19 protein-coding genes and 8 tRNA genes are annotated in these 23,084 nt (G+C 59.9%); 10 read left to right on the top strand and 17 right to left on the bottom strand.

Going from position 1 to position 23,084, the window contains the following annotated elements; all coding sequences use genetic code 11:
- Nucleotides 1–11: 11 nt before the first annotated feature.
- The 4 genes from BM403_RS29545 to BM403_RS29530 all read right to left on the bottom strand — a co-directional run bounded on the left by BM403_RS29545 (nt 12) and on the right by BM403_RS29530 (nt 531).
- A tRNA-Asp gene (locus BM403_RS29545) sits at nt 12–88 on the bottom strand.
- A 19-nt stretch (nt 89–107) separates the two neighbouring features.
- Nucleotides 108–183, bottom strand: a tRNA-Val gene (locus BM403_RS29540).
- A gap of 176 nt (nt 184–359) precedes the next feature.
- Nucleotides 360–436, bottom strand: a tRNA-Asp gene (locus tag BM403_RS29535).
- A 19-nt stretch (nt 437–455) separates the two neighbouring features.
- Nucleotides 456–531: transfer RNA gene (locus BM403_RS29530), tRNA-Val, on the bottom strand.
- Nucleotides 532–690: 159 nt separating this feature from the next.
- On the opposite strand from BM403_RS29530, the gene rdgC reads away from it, so the two are divergent.
- From rdgC to sugE, 3 genes are all read left to right on the top strand, one after another.
- Nucleotides 691–1,611 carry a recombination-associated protein RdgC gene (gene rdgC / locus BM403_RS29525; protein ID WP_093546653.1) on the top strand — a complete coding sequence of 307 codons (921 nt, stop codon included), beginning with the start codon at nt 691–693 and terminating at the stop codon, nt 1,609–1,611.
- A 139-nt stretch (nt 1,612–1,750) separates the two neighbouring features.
- Nucleotides 1,751–2,716, top strand: a complete 966-nt coding sequence (locus tag BM403_RS29520) for a bile acid:sodium symporter family protein (protein ID WP_093546650.1) — start codon at nt 1,751–1,753, stop codon at nt 2,714–2,716.
- Nucleotides 2,717–2,822: 106 nt separating this feature from the next.
- Nucleotides 2,823–3,137 (top strand): quaternary ammonium compound efflux SMR transporter SugE, encoded by a 315-nt coding sequence (gene sugE, locus BM403_RS29515; protein ID WP_010211634.1) that lies wholly within the window; start codon nt 2,823–2,825, stop codon nt 3,135–3,137.
- Between the two features lie 110 nt (nt 3,138–3,247).
- Here the strand turns inward: sugE and BM403_RS29510 are convergent, their stop codons facing one another.
- The 4 genes from BM403_RS29510 to BM403_RS29495 form a co-directional block, all read right to left on the bottom strand.
- The gene (locus BM403_RS29510) at nt 3,248–5,116 is read right to left on the bottom strand and encodes an MFS transporter (protein WP_093546647.1); all 1,869 of its coding nucleotides are present in this window, start codon (nt 5,114–5,116) and stop codon (nt 3,248–3,250) included.
- Nucleotides 5,117–5,183: 67 nt separating this feature from the next.
- Nucleotides 5,184–6,332, bottom strand: a complete 1,149-nt coding sequence (locus tag BM403_RS29505) for a TDT family transporter (RefSeq protein ID WP_093546644.1) — start codon at nt 6,330–6,332, stop codon at nt 5,184–5,186.
- A gap of 107 nt (nt 6,333–6,439) precedes the next feature.
- Nucleotides 6,440–6,751: a cupin domain-containing protein gene (locus tag BM403_RS29500; RefSeq protein WP_012723137.1), complete on the bottom strand. Its 312-nt coding sequence runs from the start codon at nt 6,749–6,751 to the stop codon at nt 6,440–6,442.
- Nucleotides 6,752–6,796: 45 nt separating this feature from the next.
- A complete protein-coding gene (locus BM403_RS29495; RefSeq protein ID WP_093546640.1) occupies nt 6,797–7,990 on the bottom strand; it encodes an MFS transporter in 1,194 nt (397 codons plus the stop codon).
- Nucleotides 7,991–8,081: 91 nt separating this feature from the next.
- Here BM403_RS29495 and BM403_RS29490 point away from each other — a divergent pair, with 91 nt between their 5' ends.
- Nucleotides 8,082–8,621, top strand: coding sequence for a TetR/AcrR family transcriptional regulator (locus tag BM403_RS29490; RefSeq protein WP_064052279.1), 540 nt, complete (start codon nt 8,082–8,084; stop codon nt 8,619–8,621).
- A 131-nt stretch (nt 8,622–8,752) separates the two neighbouring features.
- Here the strand turns inward: BM403_RS29490 and BM403_RS29485 are convergent, their stop codons facing one another.
- The 4 genes from BM403_RS29485 to BM403_RS29470 all read right to left on the bottom strand — a co-directional run bounded on the left by BM403_RS29485 (nt 8,753) and on the right by BM403_RS29470 (nt 11,931).
- Entirely contained in the window at nt 8,753–9,532 is a 780-nt protein-coding gene (locus BM403_RS29485) for an ABC transporter permease (protein WP_012723134.1), read from the bottom strand.
- On the bottom strand, nt 9,529–10,461 hold the full coding sequence (locus tag BM403_RS29480; protein ID WP_012723133.1) for an ABC transporter ATP-binding protein: 933 nt from the start codon (nt 10,459–10,461) through the stop codon (nt 9,529–9,531). The genes BM403_RS29485 and BM403_RS29480 overlap by 4 nt, the downstream gene beginning before the upstream one ends.
- A gap of 135 nt (nt 10,462–10,596) precedes the next feature.
- Complete coding sequence (locus BM403_RS29475; RefSeq protein WP_093546690.1) at nt 10,597–11,214, bottom strand: glutathione S-transferase family protein; 618 nt, start codon at nt 11,212–11,214, stop codon at nt 10,597–10,599.
- Between the two features lie 57 nt (nt 11,215–11,271).
- Nucleotides 11,272–11,931, bottom strand: coding sequence for a transglutaminase-like domain-containing protein (locus tag BM403_RS29470; protein WP_093546637.1), 660 nt, complete (start codon nt 11,929–11,931; stop codon nt 11,272–11,274).
- Nucleotides 11,932–12,122: 191 nt separating this feature from the next.
- On the opposite strand from BM403_RS29470, the gene BM403_RS29465 reads away from it, so the two are divergent.
- Nucleotides 12,123–14,570: an acyl-CoA dehydrogenase gene (locus BM403_RS29465; protein WP_093546634.1), complete on the top strand. Its 2,448-nt coding sequence runs from the start codon at nt 12,123–12,125 to the stop codon at nt 14,568–14,570.
- A 75-nt stretch (nt 14,571–14,645) separates the two neighbouring features.
- A complete protein-coding gene (locus BM403_RS29460; RefSeq protein WP_010211653.1) occupies nt 14,646–15,053 on the top strand; it encodes a PA2817 family protein in 408 nt (135 codons plus the stop codon).
- 106 nt (nt 15,054–15,159) lie between these two features.
- Here BM403_RS29460 and BM403_RS29455 read toward each other — a convergent pair whose 3' ends face one another.
- Entirely contained in the window at nt 15,160–16,143 is a 984-nt protein-coding gene (locus BM403_RS29455) for a LysR family transcriptional regulator (RefSeq protein ID WP_093546631.1), read from the bottom strand.
- An 89-nt stretch (nt 16,144–16,232) separates the two neighbouring features.
- Here BM403_RS29455 and BM403_RS29450 point away from each other — a divergent pair, with 89 nt between their 5' ends.
- The 3 genes from BM403_RS29450 to BM403_RS29440 all read left to right on the top strand — a co-directional run bounded on the left by BM403_RS29450 (nt 16,233) and on the right by BM403_RS29440 (nt 20,864).
- Nucleotides 16,233–16,859 carry an alanyl-tRNA editing protein gene (locus BM403_RS29450; protein ID WP_093546628.1) on the top strand — a complete coding sequence of 209 codons (627 nt, stop codon included), beginning with the start codon at nt 16,233–16,235 and terminating at the stop codon, nt 16,857–16,859.
- 315 nt (nt 16,860–17,174) lie between these two features.
- The gene (locus BM403_RS29445) at nt 17,175–18,914 is read left to right on the top strand and encodes a dipeptidase (RefSeq protein ID WP_046036831.1); all 1,740 of its coding nucleotides are present in this window, start codon (nt 17,175–17,177) and stop codon (nt 18,912–18,914) included.
- 213 nt (nt 18,915–19,127) lie between these two features.
- On the top strand, nt 19,128–20,864 hold the full coding sequence (locus BM403_RS29440; protein ID WP_093546625.1) for a dipeptidase: 1,737 nt from the start codon (nt 19,128–19,130) through the stop codon (nt 20,862–20,864).
- A gap of 100 nt (nt 20,865–20,964) precedes the next feature.
- Here the strand turns inward: BM403_RS29440 and BM403_RS29435 are convergent.
- The 4 genes from BM403_RS29435 to BM403_RS29420 all read right to left on the bottom strand — a co-directional run bounded on the left by BM403_RS29435 (nt 20,965) and on the right by BM403_RS29420 (nt 21,379).
- Nucleotides 20,965–21,040, bottom strand: a tRNA-Gly gene (locus tag BM403_RS29435).
- A gap of 3 nt (nt 21,041–21,043) precedes the next feature.
- Nucleotides 21,044–21,119 (bottom strand) — tRNA-Glu (locus BM403_RS29430).
- A gap of 104 nt (nt 21,120–21,223) precedes the next feature.
- Nucleotides 21,224–21,299: transfer RNA gene (locus BM403_RS29425), tRNA-Gly, on the bottom strand.
- Nucleotides 21,300–21,303: 4 nt separating this feature from the next.
- Nucleotides 21,304–21,379: transfer RNA gene (locus BM403_RS29420), tRNA-Glu, on the bottom strand.
- A 359-nt stretch (nt 21,380–21,738) separates the two neighbouring features.
- On the opposite strand from BM403_RS29420, the gene BM403_RS29415 reads away from it, so the two are divergent.
- Nucleotides 21,739–22,509, top strand: coding sequence for a hypothetical protein (locus BM403_RS29415; RefSeq protein ID WP_012723124.1), 771 nt, complete (start codon nt 21,739–21,741; stop codon nt 22,507–22,509).
- Nucleotides 22,510–23,084 lie beyond the last annotated feature (575 nt).

Genomic DNA, 23,084 nt, shown 5'->3' with positions numbered 1-23,084 from the left:
GTAACCGAATATGGCGCAGCGGACGGGACTCGAACCCGCGACCCCCGGCGTGACAGGCCGGTATTCTAACCGACTGAACTACCGCTGCGCGTAACACGTGAAGCGAATGGTGGGTGATGACGGGATCGAACCGCCGACCCTCTGCTTGTAAGGCAGATGCTCTCCCAGCTGAGCTAATCACCCTTCGTTTCGGTGTGGGCGCATCATACACCAAAAAATCGTAATGTCTTGATTTAAATGTACTTTATTTAAAAAAAGTTTACCGCGCGATTTTTTCCATATCCCGGACAGCAAAAAGCCCGCTCATTGAGCGGGCTTTCTGTGGTGACCTGGCGTTCAGCGTTCCAGGTAACCGAATATGGCGCAGCGGACGGGACTCGAACCCGCGACCCCCGGCGTGACAGGCCGGTATTCTAACCGACTGAACTACCGCTGCGCGTAACACATGAAGCGAATGGTGGGTGATGACGGGATCGAACCGCCGACCCTCTGCTTGTAAGGCAGATGCTCTCCCAGCTGAGCTAATCACCCTTCGTTTCGGTGTGGCGCGCATTCTACGGAGCGACCCAGGGTCTGGCAAGCACTTTCTTAAATCTTTTTTTTGATAGCTTCCAATGGCTTAGGCAGGGTTGGCCTGGGGCGTGATCAAGAGAATAATGCCCCCCTTTGTATAAAGGAGAGACTCACCCCATGTGGTTCAAGAACCTGCTTATCTATCGCCTGACCCAAGATCTGCCTGTTGATGCCGAGGCGTTGGAAGCGGCCATGGCCACCAAACTGGCGCGCCCTTGTGCAAGCCAGGAGTTGACCACTTACGGTTTCGTCGCACCTTTTGGTAAAGGTGAAGACGCTCCCCTGGTTCACGTCAGCGGTGACTTCCTGCTGATCGCCGCGCGCAAGGAAGAACGCATCCTGCCGGGCAGCGTGGTGCGTGACGCACTCAAAGAGAAAGTCGAAGAGATCGAGGCCGAGCAAATGCGCAAGGTCTATAAGAAGGAACGCGACCAGATCAAGGATGAAATCATCCAGGCCTTCCTGCCGCGCGCCTTTATCCGTCGTTCGTCGACCTTCGCCGCCATCGCGCCGAAACAAGGCCTGATCCTGGTCAACTCCGCCAGCCCGAAACGCGCCGAAGACCTGCTGTCGACCCTGCGTGAAGTGATCGGCACCCTGCCGGTTCGCCCACTGACGGTGAAAACCGCACCGACAGCGATCATGACCGACTGGGTCACCACCCAGAAACCGGCCGATGACTTCTTCGTCCTCGACGAATGCGAACTGCGCGACACCCACGAAGACGGCGGCATCGTGCGTTGCAAGCGCCAGGACCTGACCAGCGAAGAAATCCAGCTGCACCTGACCACCGGCAAAGTCGTGACCCAACTGTCCCTGGCCTGGCAGGACAAGCTGTCCTTCATGCTCGACGACAAGATGACCGTCAAGCGCCTGAAGTTCGAAGACCTGCTGCAAGACCAGGCGGAACAGGACGGCGGTGAAGAAGCCCTGGGCCAACTGGACGCGAGCTTTACCCTGATGATGCTGACGTTCGGCGACTTCCTGCCGGCGTTGCTTGAAGCGCTGGGCGGTGAAGAGACGCCGCAGGGCATCTAAACCATGTGAAAATCAAAATGTGAGAGGGGGCTTGCTCCCGATAGCGTTCTGTCAGTTAAAACACCTATGACTGACAGACTGCAATCGGGGGCAAGCCCCCTCCCACATTTGATTCAATCCAACAACAAAGGACACCCCCATGCGTGCACTCGCCGCCTTGAGCCGCTTCGTCGGCAACACCTTCGCCTACTGGGTGTTGATTTTCGCCGTCGTCGCCTTCCTCGAACCCGGTTGGTTCATCGGCCTCAAAAGCGCCATCGTCCCGTTGCTGGGCCTGGTGATGTTCGGCATGGGGCTGACGCTCAAACTCGATGACTTCGCCGAAGTCGCCCGCCATCCATGGCGCGTGGCGCTGGGCGTGGTCGCACATTTTGTGATCATGCCGGGCGTGGCCTGGTTGCTGTGCCAGGCCTTTCACTTGCCGCCGGAAGTTGCCGTCGGTGTGATCCTGGTCGGTTGCTGCCCAAGCGGCACCTCGTCCAACGTGATGACCTGGCTGGCCCGGGGCGACCTGGCGCTGTCGGTGGCCATCGCCGCCGTCACCACCCTCCTCGCCCCGCTGCTCACCCCGGCGTTGATCTGGCTGCTGGCCTCGGCCTGGCTGCCGGTGTCGTTCATGGAGTTGTTCTGGTCGATCCTGCAAGTGGTGCTGCTGCCGATCGTGCTCGGCGTAATGGCGCAACGCGTGCTCGGTGATCGGGTTCGCCACGCGGTAGACGTGCTGCCACTGGTGTCGGTGGTGAGCATCGTGATCATCGTCGCGGCGGTAGTCGCCGCCAGCCAGGCGAAGATCGCCGAGTCGGGCCTGTTGATCATGGCCGTGGTGATGCTGCACAACAGCTTCGGTTACCTGCTGGGTTACTTCACCGGCCGCGTGTTCAAGCTGCCGTTGGCGCAGCGCAAGTCGCTGGCACTGGAAGTGGGCATGCAGAACTCCGGGCTGGGCGCCGCGCTGGCCAGTGCGCACTTTTCACCGCTGGCGGCGGTGCCGAGTGCGTTGTTCAGCGTCTGGCACAATATTTCCGGGGCGTTGCTGTCGACTTACTTCCGTCGCATGAGCGAAAAGGAAGACCGTCGGGCCCTGGAGAACACGCCGCAAACTTGATCAGCCGAGCACTTTTCGGCACTCTACCGGGCTTCGCGGGGACGACCCCGCGACGCTCTCAAGCGCCTAATCCGGGGACGACCCCACCTAATATTAGGAGGTCATCATGTCCTGGATCATTCTGTTTTTTGCGGGTCTGTTTGAAGTCGGCTGGGCCGTCGGCCTGAAGTACACCGACGGTTTCAGCAAGCCGCTGCCCACCGCCCTGACGATTGCCGCCATGGCCGTCAGCCTCGGCCTGCTCGGGCTGGCCATGAAGGAACTGCCACTCGGCACCGCCTATGCCATCTGGACCGGCGTGGGCGCGGTAGGCACCGTGATTGCCGGGATTATCCTGTTTGGCGAGTCTATGGCGTTGTTTCGACTGGCCAGTGTGGCGTTGATCATTTGTGGGCTGATTGGGCTCAAGATCAGCACCTGAGCCACTACCGCCATCGGGGGCAAGCCCTCTCCCACCGTTTGAATGTATTCACAGATCAAAATATGGGAGGGGGCTTGCCCCCGATGAGGCCGGTATAGCCAAAACCAACACTACCTGACACTCCCCCGCAACCCACCGACCAACTCCTGCAACCTGGCAGGTGTCGGCCCATCCACCGGCTCACCCGCCACCAACACCACCCGCGACCAGATGCGATGGAAGAAGCCCTTCTTCGGATCGCGACTGAAGAAACTTCCCCACAACCCCTGCAACGCCATCGGAATCACCGGCACCGCCGTCTCTTCCAGAATCCGCGTTACGCCACCGCGAAACTCGTTGATCTCGCCATCGGCGGTCAATTTGCCCTCCGGGAAGATGCACACCAACTCCCCTTCCTTCAGATACTGCGCGATACGCGTGAAGGCTTTTTCGTAGATCTGGATGTCTTCGTTGCGCCCCGCAATCGGAATCGCCCCAGCGGTGCGGAAGATGAAGTTAAGCACCGGCAAACGATAGATCTTGTAGTACGTCACAAAGCGAATCGGCCGACGCACCGCGCCGCCAATCAGCAATGCATCGACAAACGACACATGGTTGCACACCAGCAACGCCGCGCCTTCGTCCGGGATCGCCTGCAGGTTGCGATGCTCCACGCGGTACATGGAGTGGCTGAGCAGCCAGATCATGAAACGCATGGTGAACTCGGGGACGATCTTGAAGATGTAGGTGTTGACCGCGATGTTGAGCAGCGACACCACCAGGAACAATTCCGGGATCGACAGCTTGGCCACGCTCAGCAACAGGATCGACACGATGGCCGAGACCACCATGAACAGCGCATTGAGAATGTTGTTGGCGGCGATCACGCGCGCGCGTTCGTTCTCGGCGGTACGCGACTGGATCAGCGCATACAGCGGCACAATATAGAAACCGCCGAACACACCGAGGCCGAGGATATCGAACAACACCCACCAGGCCTGACCGTAGCTGAGCACGGCGAGCCAGTCGTTGGCCTGCACGTTCTGCGGGAAACCGCCGGAGTGCCACCACAGCAACAGACCGAACACGGTCAGGCCGAATGAACCGAACGGTACCAGGCCGATTTCGACCTTACGGCCGGAGAGTTTTTCGCAGAGCATCGAACCCAGCGCGATACCCACCGAGAACACGGTAAGGATCAGCGTCACCACCGTCTCGTCGCCGTACAACCACTCTTTGGCGTACGCCGGGATCTGCGTCAGGTAGATCGCGCCGACAAACCAGAACCACGAGTTGCCGACGATGGAGCGCGAAACGGCTGGCGTCTGCCCCAGGCCCAGACGCAGGGTGGCCCAGGATTCGCTGAAGATATTCCAGTTCAGGCGCAGTTGCGGGGTCGACGCCGCCGCGCGCGGAATGCTGCGACTGGCCAGGTAACCCAACACCGCCACGCCGACAATCGCCACGGACACCACCGGTGCGTAATGAGTGGACGACATCATGATCCCGGCGCCGATGGTGCCGGCCAGGATCGCCAGGAACGTGCCCATTTCCACCAGGCCGTTGCCACCGACCAGCTCATCGTCGTGCAACGCCTGGGGCATGATCGAGTACTTCACCGGGCCGAACAGTGCCGAGTGCGTGCCCATGGCAAACAGCGCCAGCAGCATCAGTTCCAGGTGGTTGGTCAGGAAGCCCGTCGCGCCGACGGCCATGATCACGATCTCGCCGATCTTGATCGCGCGGATCAACGCATCCTTGTTGAACTTCTCGCCAAACTGCCCGGCCAGGGCCGAGAACAGGAAGAACGGCAGGATGAACAGCAACGCACAGAGGTTGACCCAGATCGAGCGGTCACCGTCGAGGGTGAGCTTGTAGAGAATGGCGAGGATCAGCGATTGCTTGAAGATGTTGTCGTTGAAAGCCCCCAGCAACTGGGTGATGAAGAACGGCAGGAAACGCCGTGTGCGCAGCAAAGTGAATTGCGAGGGGTGGCTCATCGTCCGTGTTCCTGCGTGGCCTATTTTTTTGTAAAAGCATTCAGGCCACGACTTTACCTAATCCTGCTTACTTATTCGCTAGTCCCGCAATGCACGGTGAAACAAAAAGCTCACCTTTATAGGCGCCCTGCACGGTGCGCTTGGCGACGATCAGCCACATCAGCGTCAACGCCACCACCAGCACGCTACCGAACACACTGAAAAACGCCAGGTGCAACAGGCTCGCCAGTTTGAGCGTAGCCAGGGCATACACCCCGAGTGGGAAGGTAAACCCCCACCAGCCGAGGTTGAACGGGATACCGGCGCGCAGGTAACGCAGGGTGATCAATACCGCGATCAGCATCCACCACAGGCCAAAGCCCCACAGCGCAATGCCCGCCACCAGCCCGAGGCCGTTGGCTATTTCACCGACACCCGGCAGGCCATTGGCCGCGAAGATCGCCGGCGCATCGCCCCCCAGCAGCAACATGCCCAGCGCCCCCGTGCCGATGGGACCCAGCGCCAACCAGCTCGACGCGGCCATATTGGCGTGAGGCAGTTTATGCAAGGCCATGCGCAGCATCAGGATGGTCAGGATGCTGAACGCCACCGGCAGGGAAAACGCCCACAGCACGTAGCTGGTCACCAGCATCACCAGCTGCGAATGCGCGTCCGCCAAGTGCGGTGCCAGCAGCCCACCGCTGGCGGCGGCGACTTCGGCGGCGACCACGGGCAGCAGCCAGACGGCGGTCATCTGGTCGATGCTGTGTTCCTGGCGGGTGAACATCATGAACGGGATGAGCACGCCGCAGGCCACGGCCATGGCCACGTCCAACCACCATAGCGCCTCGGCCAGCGGTATCACATCGGTACCCCAGCGCGGCAGGCCGAATAACAGCAAGCCGTTGAGGATCGTCGCGAGCCCCATGGGGATAGTGCCGAAGAACATCGACACCGTGGAGTGCCCGAAAATCCGCCGCGCCTCGTGGAAAAACATCACCCAACGGGCTGCGTACAACCCGCTGAACAGCACAAACAGGCCTAGGGTGAAAAACCACAGCGCTTCGGCGATGGCGTGCACGCCTGGCAGAGGGACCGGCAGTTGCGCCAGGGCCAGCGCCAGCACGCCGGTGCCCATGGTGGCGGCAAACCAGTTCGGTGTGAACTGGCGGATCACTTCCCGTGGACGGGTGAGGTGACTGAAAGGCTTATAGCTGAGGGTATTCGAGCAGGTCATGATGGCAATCCTCTTCCTCGCATGAGGTTGAGACCATGGTAGAACCGTATCGAATATCTATATAACGGGTAATATCTCTATCTGTTATCTACTTTGCCAATATAGCGTCAAACACTGCCTTCGCATTCGATCACCAGAATGCGCGCCTGCCCTTGGGGATGGGCCACATGCTCGGTGCCGACACTGGCATAGAAGATGTCTCCGACTTCTAACTCCGCCACCCGTTCGAAGCCATTATCGCGGTAATGCATGTGCACCCGGCCATCCAGCACCACAAACACTTCTTCGCCGTCATTGATATGCCAGCGATAGGGCTGGTCGGTCCAGTGCAGGCGCGTGGTGATGCCATTCATAGTGGCGATGTCCAGCGCTTCCCAGGCACGGCTGCCGGTGAAGTCCTTGCTGCGGATGATCTTCATGCTTGAATCTCGATCAGGCCAATACGGAGCACCGATTATTACCCATCAGCCGCCTGTCGTCGCCCTGACCCGCGCCGAATCCTGCAGCAGCAATGCGATCAACGCACCGAGGGACAACAGGATCAGGACTGCGCCGTAGCCGTCGGTGGTCGCGATCAGGCCAAAGCTGCGAATCAGGTTCCCCGCCAACAATGAGGGCAGGCAGAACGCCAGGTAGCTCAGCACATAGAACGCCGACATCAAGCCTGCCCGCTCACGGGGTAACGCCAGCGGCACCACACTGCGCAAGGCGCCGAGGAAACCCGCGCCAAAGCCACTGCCGGCGATCAGGGTGGCGATGAAGAACAATGGCAGGCTGGCGCTGTGCACCGCCGTGAGGATCAGCGTTACCCCGATGGCCAGCAACCCGGCGCCGAGCCGTAATACCTTATCGGCCGGGCGATTGCGCAGGGTAAAAATCATCAGTGCGCCGCTCAGGGTCAACACCGCCACCAGGCCGCCACCGATCAGGTTGGAGGTCGACCCGGTGGCCGCCCGCACCAGCGACGGCGCGAGGGACAGGTAGAACCCGCCCATCGCCCACACCGCCACATCCACCGGCAACGACAACCACAACGCCCGGCGCGCCTGGGGCGGTACATGCAAGGTCGGACGCAGCGACGCCAGAGCACCGGGGATACGGCCCACGGTTTCCGGCAGGCGCCATACATAGAGGGCCTGCAACAGCATCAAGGCCAGCAACGTCCAATAGATCAACTGGGTCGGCAATGGCGCGAACTCCACCAACAAACTGCTGCCCATCGCCCCGCACGCCATACCCAGAAGCGGTGCCACGCTGTTGACCAGCGGGCCTTGCTGGCGATCGGTGTCGAGCAGTGCCGCGCCCAACACGGCGGTGGCCATGCCGGTGGCAAACCCTTGCAAGGTCCGCGCGGCAATCAGCCAGGCCACGCTGTCTTCGTGGATAAACAGCAGCATCGCCAGCATATCCAGGACCAGTGCGGCAAAAATCACCGGCTTGCGCCCCAGGTGGTCCGACAATGAACCGACGGTCAACAGCGCCGCCAGCAGGCTCAAGGCGTAGACACCGAAAATCAGCGTGAGCATGCCCGCCGAAAAATGCAGGCCTTCCTGATACAGGTGGTACAACGGCGTCGGCGCGCTGGAAGCGGCCAGGAAGGTCAGCAAGGTGATCGCGAGGAACACCAGGCTGGAACGATGGGAAACAGGACTGGACATGCACACGCTCCGCTAAAGCTAAGATTTTGCTTTTGCAGAGTGTGCTACCCGTCAGCGCTTAAAGCAAATTCTTTGTGTTAAGGTCACAAACATGGCGATAAAAGAAGGCCTTCGCCCGGGGGGCCGCAGTGCCCGGGTACAAGAATCCGTCCATTCGGCGGTGCGTGAACTGCTGGAAACCCATGAGCGTTCCAGCGTCACCGTGCCGATGATTGCCGCGCGCGCAGGCGTCACACCGTCGACCATCTACCGACGCTGGGGCGACCTCTCGGTGCTGCTCGCGGACGTGGCCCTGGCACGCATGCGACCCGACAGCGAGCCGGCCAACACCGGCAGCCTGCGCGGCGATTTGCAGGCCTGGGCCGAGCAATACCTGGATGAAATGAGTTCGGAGCCGGGGCGCAACATGATGCGCGACCTGCAGTGCATGATCACGCCGGGGTACTGCGTGAGCATCTTGAGTGGGCAGTTGCAGGCGATTGTCGATCGCTATCCGGACCCGGCGCCACCGAGCGTGGACCATTTGATCAACCTGATCGCAGCGCCCACAGTGTTTCGCATTCTGTTCTCGACCGAGCCGCTGACAGTGGAAGCGCTGCATGGGCTGATCGAACTGGCACTCAATTCCTGACGTTACGCCAATACAAATGTGGGAGGGGGCTTGCCCCCGATAGCGATCTGTCAGTCACTCATGCACTGACTGATCCACTGCTATCGGGAGCGAGCCCCCTCCCACATTTTTGACCACGTACATCCGTTGAGTCAGGTACGCATCCCGCGCCCGCTCACCAGCAGCTTCGCACAGCCGATGTACAGCACCACGGTCGCCACCAACATGAACGTGATCGCCACGCTGATCTTGATGTCCGACACGCCCAGGATGCCGTAGCGGAAGGCGTTGACCATGTGCAACACCGGGTTGGCCAACGACACGGTCTGCCAGAACGGTGGCAGCAGGGTGATGGAGTAGAACACCCCGCCCAGGTAGGTCAGCGGCGTCAGCACGAACGTCGGGATGATCGAAATATCATCGAAGTTGCGTGCAAACACGGCGTTGATGAAGCCCAGCAACGAGAAGATCGTCGCCGTCAGCACCACCACCAGAATGGTGACCCCGAGGTGATGCACCTGCAGGTGCGTGAAGAACAGCGACAGCAGGGTCACGATCACGCCGACCATCAAACCACGCAGCACGCCACCCAAGGTGTAGCCGATCAGGATGGTGTGAGGCGAGACCGGCGACACCATCAGTTCTTCGATGGAGCGCTGGAACTTGCTGCCGAAGAAGCTGGAGACCACGTTGCCGTAGGAGTTGGTGATCACCGACATCATGATCAGGCCCGGCACGATGTACTCCATGTAGGTGAAGCCACCCATGTCGCCGATCTGCCGGCCGATCAGGTTACCGAAGATTACGAAGTACAAGACCATGGTGATCGCGGGCGGCAGCAGGGTCTGCGGCCAGATCCGGGTAAAGCGTTTCACTTCGCGATAAACGATGGTTTGCAGCGCGACGAGGTTGGGTTGCAGTTCGGAACTCATACCGCCACCTTCGCCAGATTTTTCTCCACCAGGGACACGAACAACTCCTCAAGGCGATTGGTTTTATTGCGCAGGCTCAGCACTTCGATGTTCTGGGTCGCCAACTGCGTGAACAACGCGGTGATGCCCATGGCTTTGTCCACCTGCACTTCCAGGGTGTGGCTGTCGACAAGACGGCTCGGGTAGCCGAGCAATTGCGGCGGCACCGACAGGTTGTTCTTCAGGTCGAGCAAAAAGGTTTCCACATGCAACTGGCCCAGCAGGTTACGCATGCTGGTGTTCTCGACGATGGTGCCGTGGTCGATGATGCCGATGTTGCGGCACAGCTGCTCAGCCTCTTCCAGGTAATGGGTGGTGAGGATGATGGTGATGCCCTTCTCGTTCAACTCGGTGAGAAAGGTCCACATCGAACGGCGCAGTTCGATGTCCACGCCGGCGGTGGGCTCATCGAGAATCAGCAGGCGTGGCTCGTGCACCAGTGCGCGGGCGATCATCAGGCGGCGTTTCATGCCGCCGGACAACGAACGCGAAGGCACATCGCGCTTGTCCCACAGGCCCAACTGGGTCAGGTACTGCTCGGCGCGTTCCTTGGCGACTTTCGCCGGAATGCCGTAGTAGCCCGCCTGGGTCACAACAATATCGAAGGTCTTTTCAAACTGGTTGAAGTTGAATTCCTGGGGCACCACGCCGATCGAACGCTTGAGCGCCGCCGGGGATTTGTCCAGGTCATGGCCGAAGATATTCACCGTGCCGCTGGTCTTGTTGACCAGCGTGGAGAGGATACCGATGGTGGTGGACTTGCCGGCGCCGTTAGGGCCGAGCAAGGCGAAGAAGTCACCTTCGGCAACGTCCAGATCGATACCACTCAGGGCCTGGAAACCGTTGCCGTAGGTTTTGGTTAGCTGCCGGATGGACAGAGCGGAACTCATATCGGATTACGCACCAAAAGAAGGGAATAGAAAGAGTAGATGAGGGCGCAGCCCAGGTAGTTCAACGGCGGCGCATGACGGGCATGGTGCTTGCCCGCGCCGCACAAGTACAGTCACCCGTATTAATAGTGGGTATTAAGTCAACGCAGTCATCACCGCTTTGCGGTAGGCCGGCCGTTGTTGCAGGCGCTGGTACCAGGCCTCTAGATGGGGCATTGCAGGCCGTTCGATAGGCATTTCAAACCAGGCGTAGATGAAGCTGCCCAAGGGGATATCGCCCATGCCGATCTCTTCACCCGACAGATACGGCTGTGTGGCGAGTGCCTGATCAACCGTCTTGAGCACATCGATACAGGCCTGGCGACCGGCGCGGATGCTGTCCCAGTTCTGTTTTTCCGCAGGGGTGCGCAGCACGCCCCAGAACACGATCTTGAACGGTTCAGCGAAGGTCGAGGTGGTCCAGTCCATCCACTTTTCCGCGCTGGCGCGGGCCTTCAGGTCACCGGGATACCAGCTCGAAGCCTGCTTGGCGCAGAGGTAGCGCACGATGGTGTTGGACTCCCACAGCACAAAGTCGCCGTCCTCGATCATCGGCACCCGACCGTTGGGGTTCAACGCCCGGTAATGCGGCGTGTCGACCACACCAAAAGCCCCGCCCGCATCAATTGCTTCATAGTCCAGGCCGAGTTCCTCGGCGCACCACAGTGCTTTCCTGACGTTTGATGAATTTTTACGACCCCAGATTTTCAGCATGACCGCGCCTTTATTGTTGATGAACATGGCTGGATGAACGCAGCAGCATACGCCGGTTCACGCGCGGCTTAAATCGCTCTGCAGATCACCCAGCAGGGTCGGCATGTCCTCGGCAAACAGGTGCGGGTAACACTGCCGGATATGGGCGAAGAAAAACGCCTCGGGCACGTCAGGAAATTGCCCGTGGTCGATGATGTATTCCATCGAACGCTGGCCCTGGCGGTTGAACGCGTGGAAGACACTGTCGTTGATCCCGTCGAACGCCAGCGGCGGTACATCGAACACATCGCACAGTTGCTGGTTGAACGCGGGCGTGGCCTTGACCCAACGATCATGCAGGTACAGTTCGGTGTAGCCGTGCATGGCGAACACATCACTCTTGAGCAAGGCGAGCAGGCGCGGCGTCGATAAATGATTGCGCACGTCCGCCAGGCCGATGCGCGCCGGGATACCGCAGTGGCGGGCGCATGCGGCAAGCAAGGTGGCCTTGGGCACACAATAGCTTTCGCCGGTGGCCAGGGCGAAGCTGGCGTTCAAGGTGTCGGGATCACGGCTGAAGGTGTAGGGGTTGTAGCGAATCGCCTCACGCACGGCATAGTAAAGGCTGACTGCCTGGTCACTTGCAGCCGCGCGGGTTCCGCGATGTTTTTCGGCGAACTCCACCACCGCAGGGTGGTCACTATCGATGAAGCGGCTGGGACTCAGGTACGTATCCATGAGCGTGATCTCCGGGGGAAGCCTGGAGTTTAACGACAGGTCTGCCACAGAGATAACGACGATTCGGCCAAATGTCGGCGCCTGCTGCCAGGTGCTCCCAGTACAACTTGTAACACCCTGATCACCCCGCTTGCTCGGATGCCGACTAAGCTCCCTGGTGGTTTCGCCCCTGGTTTCACGGAGGATTGAATATGCTGTTGTTGTGGATACTGGTTCTGGTGGTCGGCATTGCCTACCTCGCGCACCGCCGCGTCGCCCCCCTGCCCGCCCTGGGTGTGGTGGCTGTCTATCTGCTGGCGATGGGTGCCTGGAGCCACGCACCGGGTTGGCTGCTGCTGATCTTCTGGGTGTTGATTGCCGTTGTCCCCGCGCCGCTGCTGCTCCCCGACCTGCGCCGCCAATACTTCACCAAGCCGCTGTTCAGTTGGTTCCAGAAAGTCCTGCCGCCGATGTCCGAGACCGAGCGCGACGCCATCGACGCCGGCACCGTGTGGTGGGACGGCGAGCTGTTCAGTGGTCGCCCCGATTGGGACAAGTTGCTGGCCTACCCCAAGGTCCAACTGACCGAAGAAGAACAGGCGTTTATCGACGGCCCGACCGAAGAACTCTGTGCCATGGTCAGCGACTGGGAAATCGGCCAGGCCATGGACCTGCCGCCCGCTGCCTGGGAACACATCAAGACTCACGGTTTCTTCGCCCTGATCATTCCCAAGGAATATGGCGGCAAGGGCTTCTCCGCCTATGCCCACTCCCAGGTCGCAATGAAGCTCGCCACCCGCAGCGGCGACCTGGCCTCGACCGTGATGGTGCCCAACTCCCTCGGCCCGGCCGAGCTGCTGCTGCACTACGGCACCGACGAACAGCGTAACCATTACCTGCCGCGCCTGGCCCGTGGCGATGACATCCCCTGCTTTGCCCTCACCGGCCCGCTGGCCGGCTCCGATGCCGGCGCCATGCCCGACACCGGCGTGATCTGCAAAGGTGAATGGGAAGGCAAGGAAACCCTCGGCCTGCGCCTGAACTGGGAAAAACGCTACATCACTCTCGGCCCGGTCGCGACGCTGCTGGGCCTGGCCTTCAAGGCCCATGACCCGGACCACCTGCTGGGCGAAGAGGAAGACCTGGGCATCAGCCTGGCGCTCATCCCGACCGACACCCCGGGTGTAGAAATCGGCCGTCGCCACCTGCCCCTGGGCGCCGCGTTCATGAACGGTCCCAATTCCGGCAAGGATGTGTTCATTCCCCTGGAGTTCCTGATCGGCGGCCAGGAAATGCTCGGCAAGGGCTGGATGATGCTGATGAACTGCCTCTCCGTGGGCCGTTCGATTTCCCTGCCTGCGGTCGGCACCGGCGCGGCCAAGTTCACCAGCCTGGTGACCGGCCAATACGCCCAGGTGCGCGAGCAATTCAATGTGCCTCTGTCGGCCTTCGAGGGTATCCAGGAAGCGCTTGCGCGTATTGGCGGCAACGCCTGGCTGATGGACAGTGCGCGCATGCTCACCGCCAATGCCGTGGACCTGGGGGAAAAACCCTCGGTGCTGTCTGCGATCCTCAAGTACCACCTGACCGAGCGCGGTCGCGAGTGCATCAGCCACGCCATGGACGTGCACGGCGGCAAGGGCATCATCATGGGCCCGAACAACTACCTGGGTCGCAGCTGGCAAGGCGCGCCGATCTTCATCACCGTTGAAGGCGCGAATATCCTCTCGCGCAACCTGATGATCTTCGGCCAGGGCGCGATCCGTTGCCATCCGTTCGTGCTCAAGGAAATGGCCCTGGCCGGTCGCGAAGACCATGATCAGGCGCTGAAGGAATTCGATGGTCTGTTGATGCAACACATCGGCTTCGCCGTGAGCAACGCCGCCAGCACCTTGGTGCTGAACCTCGGCGTGGGTCATTTCGAGAAGGCGCCGGGCAACCGTTTGAGCCAGGGTTATTTCCGCGCACTCAACCGTCAGGCTGCCGCGTTCGCGCTGCTGGCCGACTTGAGCATGATGCTGCTGGGTGGCGAGTTGAAGCGCCGCGAACGCCTGTCGGCACGCTTGGGTGATGTGCTGAGCCATATGTACCTGGCCTCGGCGGCACTCAAGCGTTATCACGACCTGGACTCACCGGACCACCTGGAACCGCTGTTCGCCTGGGCCATGGAAGAAAGCCTCGGCGAATCGGAACGTGCCCTGGATGAACTGCTCAGCAACTTCCCGAACAAGGTACTGGGCTGCCTGCTGCGGGTCATCGTGTTCCCGTTCGGGCGTCGCCATACCGGGCCGTCCGATGCGCTGGATGCCGAAGTGGCGGCGGTGATCGGCCGCGCCAAAGGCGATCCGACCCTGGAAGAGTTGCTGGCCGGCTGCTACCGCCCGCAGTCCGTGGAAGACCCGGTGGGCGCCCTGCAACATGCCTACGACCTGCTCGGCGCCAGCCATCCGCTGCAGAAGAAACTGCACAGCGCGCTCAAAAGCGGCCAGGTCAAACCGACGGCCGGGGAACACGCCATCGATGCGGCCCTGCACGCCGGCGTGCTGCAACCCGCCGAAGCGCAAACCCTGCGTGACGCTGAAGCAGCGCGGCGCAAGGTGATCGACGTGGATGATTTCAGCAAGGAAGAGCTGACCCAGGCTGAGGGTAAAGTCCGCTGATACAGGCGGTCATATAAATACGGGCGCGAGAGGCATATACTCTCGCGCCCGTTTTTGCTTTAGAGGACTTATCTCGTGTCCAACGTCGTTGCCGATCATCTCGTCTTGCTCGACCATTTGCGCAGCATCCTGGTTGCCGTCGGCGAAGCCGAACAGGTGCCCGAGGAAAGCCATTCGCTGTTCCTGGAGCGCTTCGACGAATTGCGCGCCCTGCTGCCGATCGACCCGATCGAAAGCCAGTACCTGGGCCAGGACCTGATGAGCCAGGTCATCCTGCGCTACCCGCAAATTGCCCACCTGGTGCCGCGCGACCTGCTGTGGTTCTTTGGTGGTGACTGCCTGCACTTCATGCCCGATGAAGAACTGGACCTGTACCAGGCCCTGGAAGAACGTCGCTTCGAAGCCGAACAGAACGACGAACCGTTCGACTGGAACCAGGAAAAACAGCTGCTGGCCATGCCGGACGACCAGAGCAAGCACTGATCAGCAGAACATCACGTCGCGGCTTACTGCCGTGAGCGGGCTTGCCCCGCGCTGGGCTGCGTAGCAGCCCCATTGCCAACACCTAGTCAGATCTCAGTTGCCTGTTCTAGGGCCGCTTCGAACCCAAGCGCGGGCCGTGCGACGATTCCACAAGCCCGCTCACCCCACGCAGTGTCGGTTCGCGCGCCATACACGCCACCAGATAATCGATAAACACCCGCAACTTCGGCGGCAAATACCGCGTGGGTGAATGCAGCAACCACGCCTCGCCATGGTAAGACGCAATAAAGTCCCACGCCGGCAACACCTGCACCAACCGCCCCTCCTCCAATGCATGCCGCGCCGTAAAGTACGGCAAGCTGCCAATCCCCACATGCTGCAACACCGCATCCAGCCGCACACCGGTGTGGTTCGCCGCATACCGCCCGCGCACTGAGACCGTCACAGCCTTGCCGGCCTGGCGAAATTTCCAGCGGGAATCCCCCGGCGTTTCTCCCAGATAGATGCAACTGTGTTCCAGCAAATCATGGGGGTGGCTCGGCGTACCGTGCTCCGCCAAATACTGCGGCGTCGCACACAACAGATGCTCGATGGGTAACAACTGCCGACCGACCAAACCCGGCGGCGGGCTGTCAGTGATGCGGATGCTGAGGTCGACATTGTCATCAATCATGTCCACCTGCCGATCCTCCAGAATCAGCTGCACGTCCACCTTGGGATAACGCCGCAGGAACTCCGGCATATGCGGGTGCACCACGAATCGCCCCACCGCCTTGGGCACGCTGACCCGCACCAGCCCTTCGGCTTCATGATTGAACTGGCCGCTGATCTCCATCACCGAATGCGCGGCGTTGACCATCTCCTGGCAACGCTTGAACACCTCTTCCCCGCCCTCGCTCAGGCGCAACTTGCGCGTGGTGCGCTGCAGCAACCGTGTCGCCAGGGCCTTCTCCAATCGCGAGATACTGCGACTCACCGATGAAGGCGACGCGCCCATCTGCCGAGCGGCCTCGGAGAAGCTGCCGGCTTCCACCACGTTGACGAAAATCGCCATTTCGCCCAACAGCGACAACGGTAGATTGATGCTCATGGTGCACAGGTCCATTGATAGTTGAGTGGATTATCACCGATGTACGCACTATTTATACTGCCGGCAGAACCCTGATGCGGATGTAGATCATGACCGAGCGCCTGTTTTTCACCCACGACCACCTGACTGCCGAGCTGGAAGTGCTGAGTTGCACACCCCATGAGGGCCAGTTTGCGGTCATCCTGCAGTCGACGATTTTTCACCCACAGGGCGGTGGGCAACCTTTCGATACGGGTTGGCTCGGTGAGAGTTCAGTGCTGCGCGTGACCCAGGAAGCCGATCGCGTGGTGCACTACGTCGACCGCCCGCTGGAGCTTGGCCCAGTCACAGCTAGGGTCGATGAACAGCGCCGTGCGTTGCACAGCCGATTGCATTCCGCCGGGCATTTGATCGGTAACGTGGGTGAAACCTTGGGCTGGATGCCGATCAAAGCCCATCACTGGCCCGGCGAAGGCAAGATCACCTTCATCCGTGGCGAAGCCGCGCAGGCGATGGAGGCCGAGACGATCCAGCAGCAGGTCAACCAATGGATCGCCGCAGACTACCCGCGCCACATGAACTTGGAAGACGGCACCCGCCAAGTAGCCTTCGGCGAACTCCCCGCGTACGCCTGCGGCGGAACTCATGTGCACACGTTGGGCGAGCTGGGCCGCGTCAGCATCCTCGCGATGTCGGAGAAAAAGGGCGCGCTGTCGGTGCGCTACGAGATCGACTGAGACGACACCTTATCTGTGTGTGATGAGCGAGCCCTCCCAGGGAAAGGCTGATGCGCTACCAGGCGTGTGGCTCCCTTGTCGTCGGTAACTTCCGAGCCACGACCCGATGGAACATTCAAGCAGACCTTGTATCGGGTGCCACAGTAAGTGGTAAACACGCCGTTCGTAATGAACGGCGCTTTCGCATGAAAAGCAGGACATTTCCTTCATTCAGATCTCCCCCCCCTTTCCTTCAGAGTGGTAGTGTGTGGAAATATTTCTGACAGTTCGATCAGAAACACCCTACTCACCACCTGCAAAGGAATGCCTCCAGCAATGCACTTTCCACTCAAGCAACTGGCCGCGGCCACCCTGTTCGCGGCGAGCCTCTCAGCCATCACCAGCCCCGCTTTCGCCAACATCACCGCAGAGCAAAGCACGGCAATCATCAAGCGTTTCAACGAAACGTCCGTCACCGACTTTCGGGGTTTCCTCGGTACCCTGGCCAAGGGCGATCTGGGCAAAACCAGCGATGTGGGCCCGGCGATCAGTGCCTTCCTTGATAACAAATCCTTGAGCGCCGACCAGCAGAACGAAATCAATCGCCTGCTGGGCATCTATACCCGAGTGAAATACGGCAAGGCCGCCACTGAGACGCTGCGCGAGCTGGTGGAAATCCCGACCTTTAACGTGGACGGTCTACCACAGTACAAAAACCCGGAATTCATCAAGATCGCCGGCAAGATCCAGGACTTGGCCAAGGCCTTTAACCTGAACTTCCGCAATATCGATAACCGCGTGTACGAAATCTCCTTGGAAGGCAGCGGCGACGAAGTCGTCGGCATCCACGCCCACGCCGATGTGGTGCCGGTGACACCGGAGAATTGGGTGCTGAAGGACGGCACCCAACTCGACCCGTTCAAAGTCACGCTGATCGGCGACCGCATGTACGGCCGGGGCACCGAGGATGACAAGAACGGCATCGTGGTGGCCATGTATGCCATGAAGGTGATCAAGGAAGAGAAGCTGCCGCTGGCGCGCAACTTCAAGCTGCTGGTGGACACCACAGAGGAAACCTCCGGCGACGCCATTCCCTATTACTTCGAAAAGAACCCGACACCGCAGTACAACCTGGCACTGGACGGCGGCTACCCGGTGGTGATTGCCGAGAAAGGCTACGGCACGGTGATGGCGACGTTCCCGCGGCGCAAGGGTGAAGGCAAAGGCGCGGAAATCATCTCGATGACCGGTGGCATGGCGACCAACCAGATTCCGTCGGCATCCGTTGCCACGTTCGTAAGCGACAAGCCTGCGGAATTGGCCGCCAGCCTGCAAAAGGCCGGGACTGAATATGCCAAAGGCAACGGCGGTGATTTTGAAGTCGCCGCCAAGGTCGACGGCAAGCACGTCAAACTGACGGTCACCGGCGTGTCCGCTCACTCGTCCGAGCCGGAATCCGGAGTCAACCCGGTATCGCGCATGCTGGAGCTGATCCACAGCCTCGACGGCAAGATCGCCCTCAAGCACAACCACATCACCGATGCCGCACGGTATGCGTCCGACAACTGGGGGCTGGATTACTTGGGCGGTAAATTGGGCGTGGGCTTTTCCGATGCGTTCATGGGCCCGCTGACCACCTCGCTGACGTTTGTCGGCCTGGATGACAAAGCGTTCAAGCTGGCGGTGAACCTGCGCGTGCCGAAGGGAAAATCCCCGGAAAAGCTCAAGGCCGAGATTGCCGACAAACTGAGCGCCTGGGACAAGAAAACCAAGGTCAACGTGGACTTCACCTACTCGATCGCCGAGCCGATGTACCGCAACCCGGAAGGTGAATGGGTCAAAGCCCTATTGGCGGTGGCCAGCGAAAACCTGGGCATGGAACACAAGTTCGGCACTTCGGCCGGTGCGACCTCCGTGCATGAATTGCCCAACGGCGTGCAATTCGGCCTGGCGCGCCCGGAAGTGAAATACACCGGGCACACCGACAACGAGTTCAAGACCGTCGACCAGTTCTTGCTGGACCTGCAGATCGTTACCGAAATGATGGGCCGCATCGGGCAATTGCCGAAGCTCTGAGCCCCCTCGGATCCGCCGTCCTGGCGGGTCCATCGCGTTGGCTGCCTGGCTGCGCACACACAAAAACGCCGCCCGTGACCGAGCGGCGTTTTTGCATGGGTAAGACGCTCGTAGGAAATATCTCATTTTGTTTTGAGCAGCTCTCCTTCTACCTCACGGTGTTAGCTTCGGCAGGCAACCTCAACTGCCTACGAAGATAGGAGTGCCACAACAATGAAGTCATCACTTAAGCACCTGCTCATCGCTGCCCTGCTAGCCCCCCTTGCAGCATTCACCCTGCCCGTACAGGCCAATATTTCCCCGCAACAAAGCCGCGCCATCCTCACGCACTTCAGTGAGACATCGCCCACTGACTTCCGTGAGTTCCTGAGACAGCTGGGCGTGAGTGCCCCCCCCATGAGCAGCGACCTCGGCGCGGCAATCAGCGGTTTCCTTGACGGCAAGGCACTTTCCACCGCGCAGCAAAACCAGATTCATCGCCTGCTTGGCCTCTATGCCCGATTGAAGTACGGCGACGCCGCCATGGGCACCCTGCGCGAACTGGTGGCCATTCCGACCTTTCGTGTGGAGGGTGTTGCCCAGCACGATAACCCCGAATTCATCAAGATGGGCAACACACTCAAGACGTTGGCAGAATCATTCAACCTCTCCTTTCGCAACATCGACAACCGTGTTTTCGAGGTCTCGCTCAACGGCACCGGCGATGAAATCGTGGGCATTCACGCGCATGCCGACGTCGTGCCTGCCAATCCGCAGGACTGGGTATTGGAAGACGGCACCCGGCTTGACCCCTTCAAGGTCTCCCAGGTCGGCAACCGCTTGTATGGCCGAGGCACGGAAGATGACAAGAACGGCATCGTGGTGGCGCTCTACGCCATGAAGGTCATCCAGGAGGAGCGGCTACCGCTGGCGAGAAACTTCAAGCTGCTGGTCGATACCACTGAGGAAATCGCCGGCGATGCAATCGCCTACTACTTTGAACGCAACCCGACGCCCCACTACAACGTGGCTCTGGATGGCGGTTATCCGGTGGTCATTGCCGAGAAAGGCTATGGCACTGTCACCGCGAACTTTGCCCGACGTACTGCACAGGGCGACGGCGCCGAAATCATCTCCATGACCGGAGGCCTCGCCGCCAACCAGATCCCGCTGACCTCGGTTGCCATACTGGTGGGGGAAAATCCGATTGAATTGGCAGCCCGCCTGCAAAAGGCGGGTAACGAATATGCGAGGCGCAATGGCGATAATTTCAACGTAATCGCCCAAGTCATCGGCAAGGAAGTCCAACTGACCGTTACCGGCGTGTCTGCGCATTCATCAGAACCCGAATCCGGTGTGAACCCCGTCGCCAGGATGTTGGGCTTCATCCACAGCCTGGACGGGAACATCGCACTCAAGCAAAACCCTATTTCCGATGCCGCGCGCTACGCTGCCGACAACTGGGGGCTGGATTACCTGGGAGGCAAACTGGGTATTGGCTTTTCGGATGCATTCATGGGGCCTCTGACTACATCACTGACCTTTATCGGCATGGATGAAAAGACCTTCACGCTGACGGTCAACCTACGCGTACCAAAGGGAAAACGCTTGGACGTGCTGAAAGCCGAGATTGCCGACAAGTTGGGCGCCTGGAGCACGAAGAACGCCATTGCAATGGACGTGGACTACTTGATGACCGAACCGATGCTCCGCGACCCTGAGGGTGAGTGGGTCAAGGCGTTGCTGGACGTCGCCAGCGAAAACCTCGACATGCCGCGAAAATTCGGCGCCTCTGCCGGCTCAACCTCCGTGCATGACCTGCCCAATGGCGTGCAGTTCGGCCTGGCCAGGCTCGACGTTAAGTACACCGGCCACACCAATAAAGAGTTCAAGACCGTCGACCAGTTCTTGCTGGACCTGCAGATCGTTACTGAAATGATGGGGCGTATCGGGCAGTTGCCGAAGCTCTGATAGCCGAATGAGCCCGTCGCGATGGCGTTTTTTTTCGTCCGGCATAAATCCAACGCAAACAAAAACGCCGATCATCACTGATCGGCGTTTTCGTTGAATATGGAGCGGGAAACGAGACTCGAACTCGCGACCCCGACCTTGGCAAGGTCGTGCTCTACCAACTGAGCTATTCCCGCAAATGGCGTCCCCTAGGGGACTCGAACCCCTGTTACCGCCGTGAAAGGGCGGTGTCCTAGGCCACTAGACGAAGGGGACACACAACTGAAACACATGGTGTGTATTTCAGTGTCCAGAGATTAAATCCGAAGATTATGCCCTGGTTTCACTCAGTACCACCCGAAGGCAATACCGCTTAAATTTGGAGCGGGAAACGAGACTCGAACTCGCGACCCCGACCTTGGCAAGGTCGTGCTCTACCAACTGAGCTATTCCCGCATATTGGCGTCCCCTAGGGGACTCGAACCCCTGTTACCGCCGTGAAAGGGCGGTGTCCTAGGCCACTAGACGAAGGGGACACACGTACAACATTCACTCCCTACCGCGTTTCGCTGTGTGCTTTACGCTGTAAGTGGCGCGCATTCTATGGATGGATTGAAAGGTCGTCAACCCCCAAGGATAAATTTATTTAAATCAATGACTTCGCCCTGCTTTCCGGGCTTATGGGAGGATTGTGCCCGCCCAGGCTTTGGCGCCTATATTCTGGCGTCCGACAAGGCGCTATAGTTCGCTCCGACAAATGATGGCAATGTGCATCCATTTAACGGACGCCTATCTATAGAGAAGCAAACTACCTGGGCAACTGGTCGATCAGCCCTATCCGCCGGATGGCCCAGTCACTACACTCCACTGTAAACCCTATAAAGAGGTCACACCGGTGACACCACTCATGATCACCCTGCTGGTAATAGCCGGGATCGTAATACTGATCGCCATTGGCTATATGAACCACGTGGTGGAAAACAACAAGCTGGAAAAGAAGCGCACCGAGATCGAGCTTAACGATCGCCTGCGCCGTTGCGGTGAAATCACCGAGACCTTCCCCGGCCAGTTGATGTCCCCGGCGCTCAAGTTGTTGCTTACCCGACTGGAACTCAACGTCAACCAGCGCCTGTTGAACCTCAACAAGACCAGCGCCCCCATCAAGGCCCGCATCGCCGAACTCAATACGCTGGTGGCTCAGGGCGAATCGATCCCGGTGAACAACCCACCCGCGCCGATCCAGACCGAAGCCAAGGCCAAGGACGTGCGCTTCCTGCTCGAAGCCCTACATGGTCAGGTCACCCGCGCCGCACAAGACGGTTTCCTGCCGGCCAACGAAGCCAAGCACTGGATCAAGGAAATCCGCCATATCCTGGTGTTGCTGCATATCGAGTTCTTCAACAACCTCGGCCAGCACGCCCTGCAACAAGGCCAGCCAGGCCAGGCGCGCCTGGCCTTCGAACGTGGCGTGCAGTACCTGCGCAAACAGCCTGAACCGGTCATCTACAGCGCACAGCTGCAACAGCTGGAAGGCCAACTGGCCCGCGCCAACTCCACGGTGCTGACCAACAGCAAGCCGGCCGAAGACGAAGTCAACGAACTGACCGAAGGCCTCAAAGTGGTCGACGCCGACGCCGAGTGGAAGAAGAAAGTCATCTACGACTGATGCCCCTCTCCTTATACATAGGTATCTACACAACGCTGTAGCAACCAGCCTAACCACGATGCGAAGCGAGCCGCTCTTGATCTTGATCTCGCTTTTGATCTCGCTTTTGATCTCAGGCGCCCCGTCAAACACGCTGGCCGGAATTCGACAGGGATTTGGGGGGTAAACCGGCAGGGATGCCGGTTTAGCCGCCCCGCGCCATGGATGGCGCGTGGCGGCGGCCCCCCAAATACCTGTCGGATTACGGGCACACCGAGCGTGAGCGAGGTGCCGAGTGTTGGGGCGAAGGCTTTTTGCTTACTTTTGGGCCTCTCCAAAAGTGAGTCGCTGTAAGAGCGAAACCATAAACAGCCGTTACCGCAGCAACGGATATGTACTCATTCCACTCCAGCATCCTGGTCGGCTGTCAGGCCGCCGGCGGGAGCAAGCTCCCTCGCCACAGGTCCTGCGCCATACCCAGAATTGTGTAGATACCGATGTCCCGATGGCGCTGAATCAGTCACCTGATGAATCGACTGACACACCGCTATCGGGGGCAAGCCCCCTCCCACATTTGGATCGCGGTCTAACCGTTA

It is taken from the genome of Pseudomonas sp. OV546, assembly GCF_900116845.1.
Classification (GTDB): Bacteria; Pseudomonadota; Gammaproteobacteria; order Pseudomonadales; family Pseudomonadaceae; genus Aquipseudomonas; species Aquipseudomonas petroselini.
Note: the sequence above shows the minus strand (reverse complement) of the source record. Positions and strands in the feature narration are given on the sequence as shown.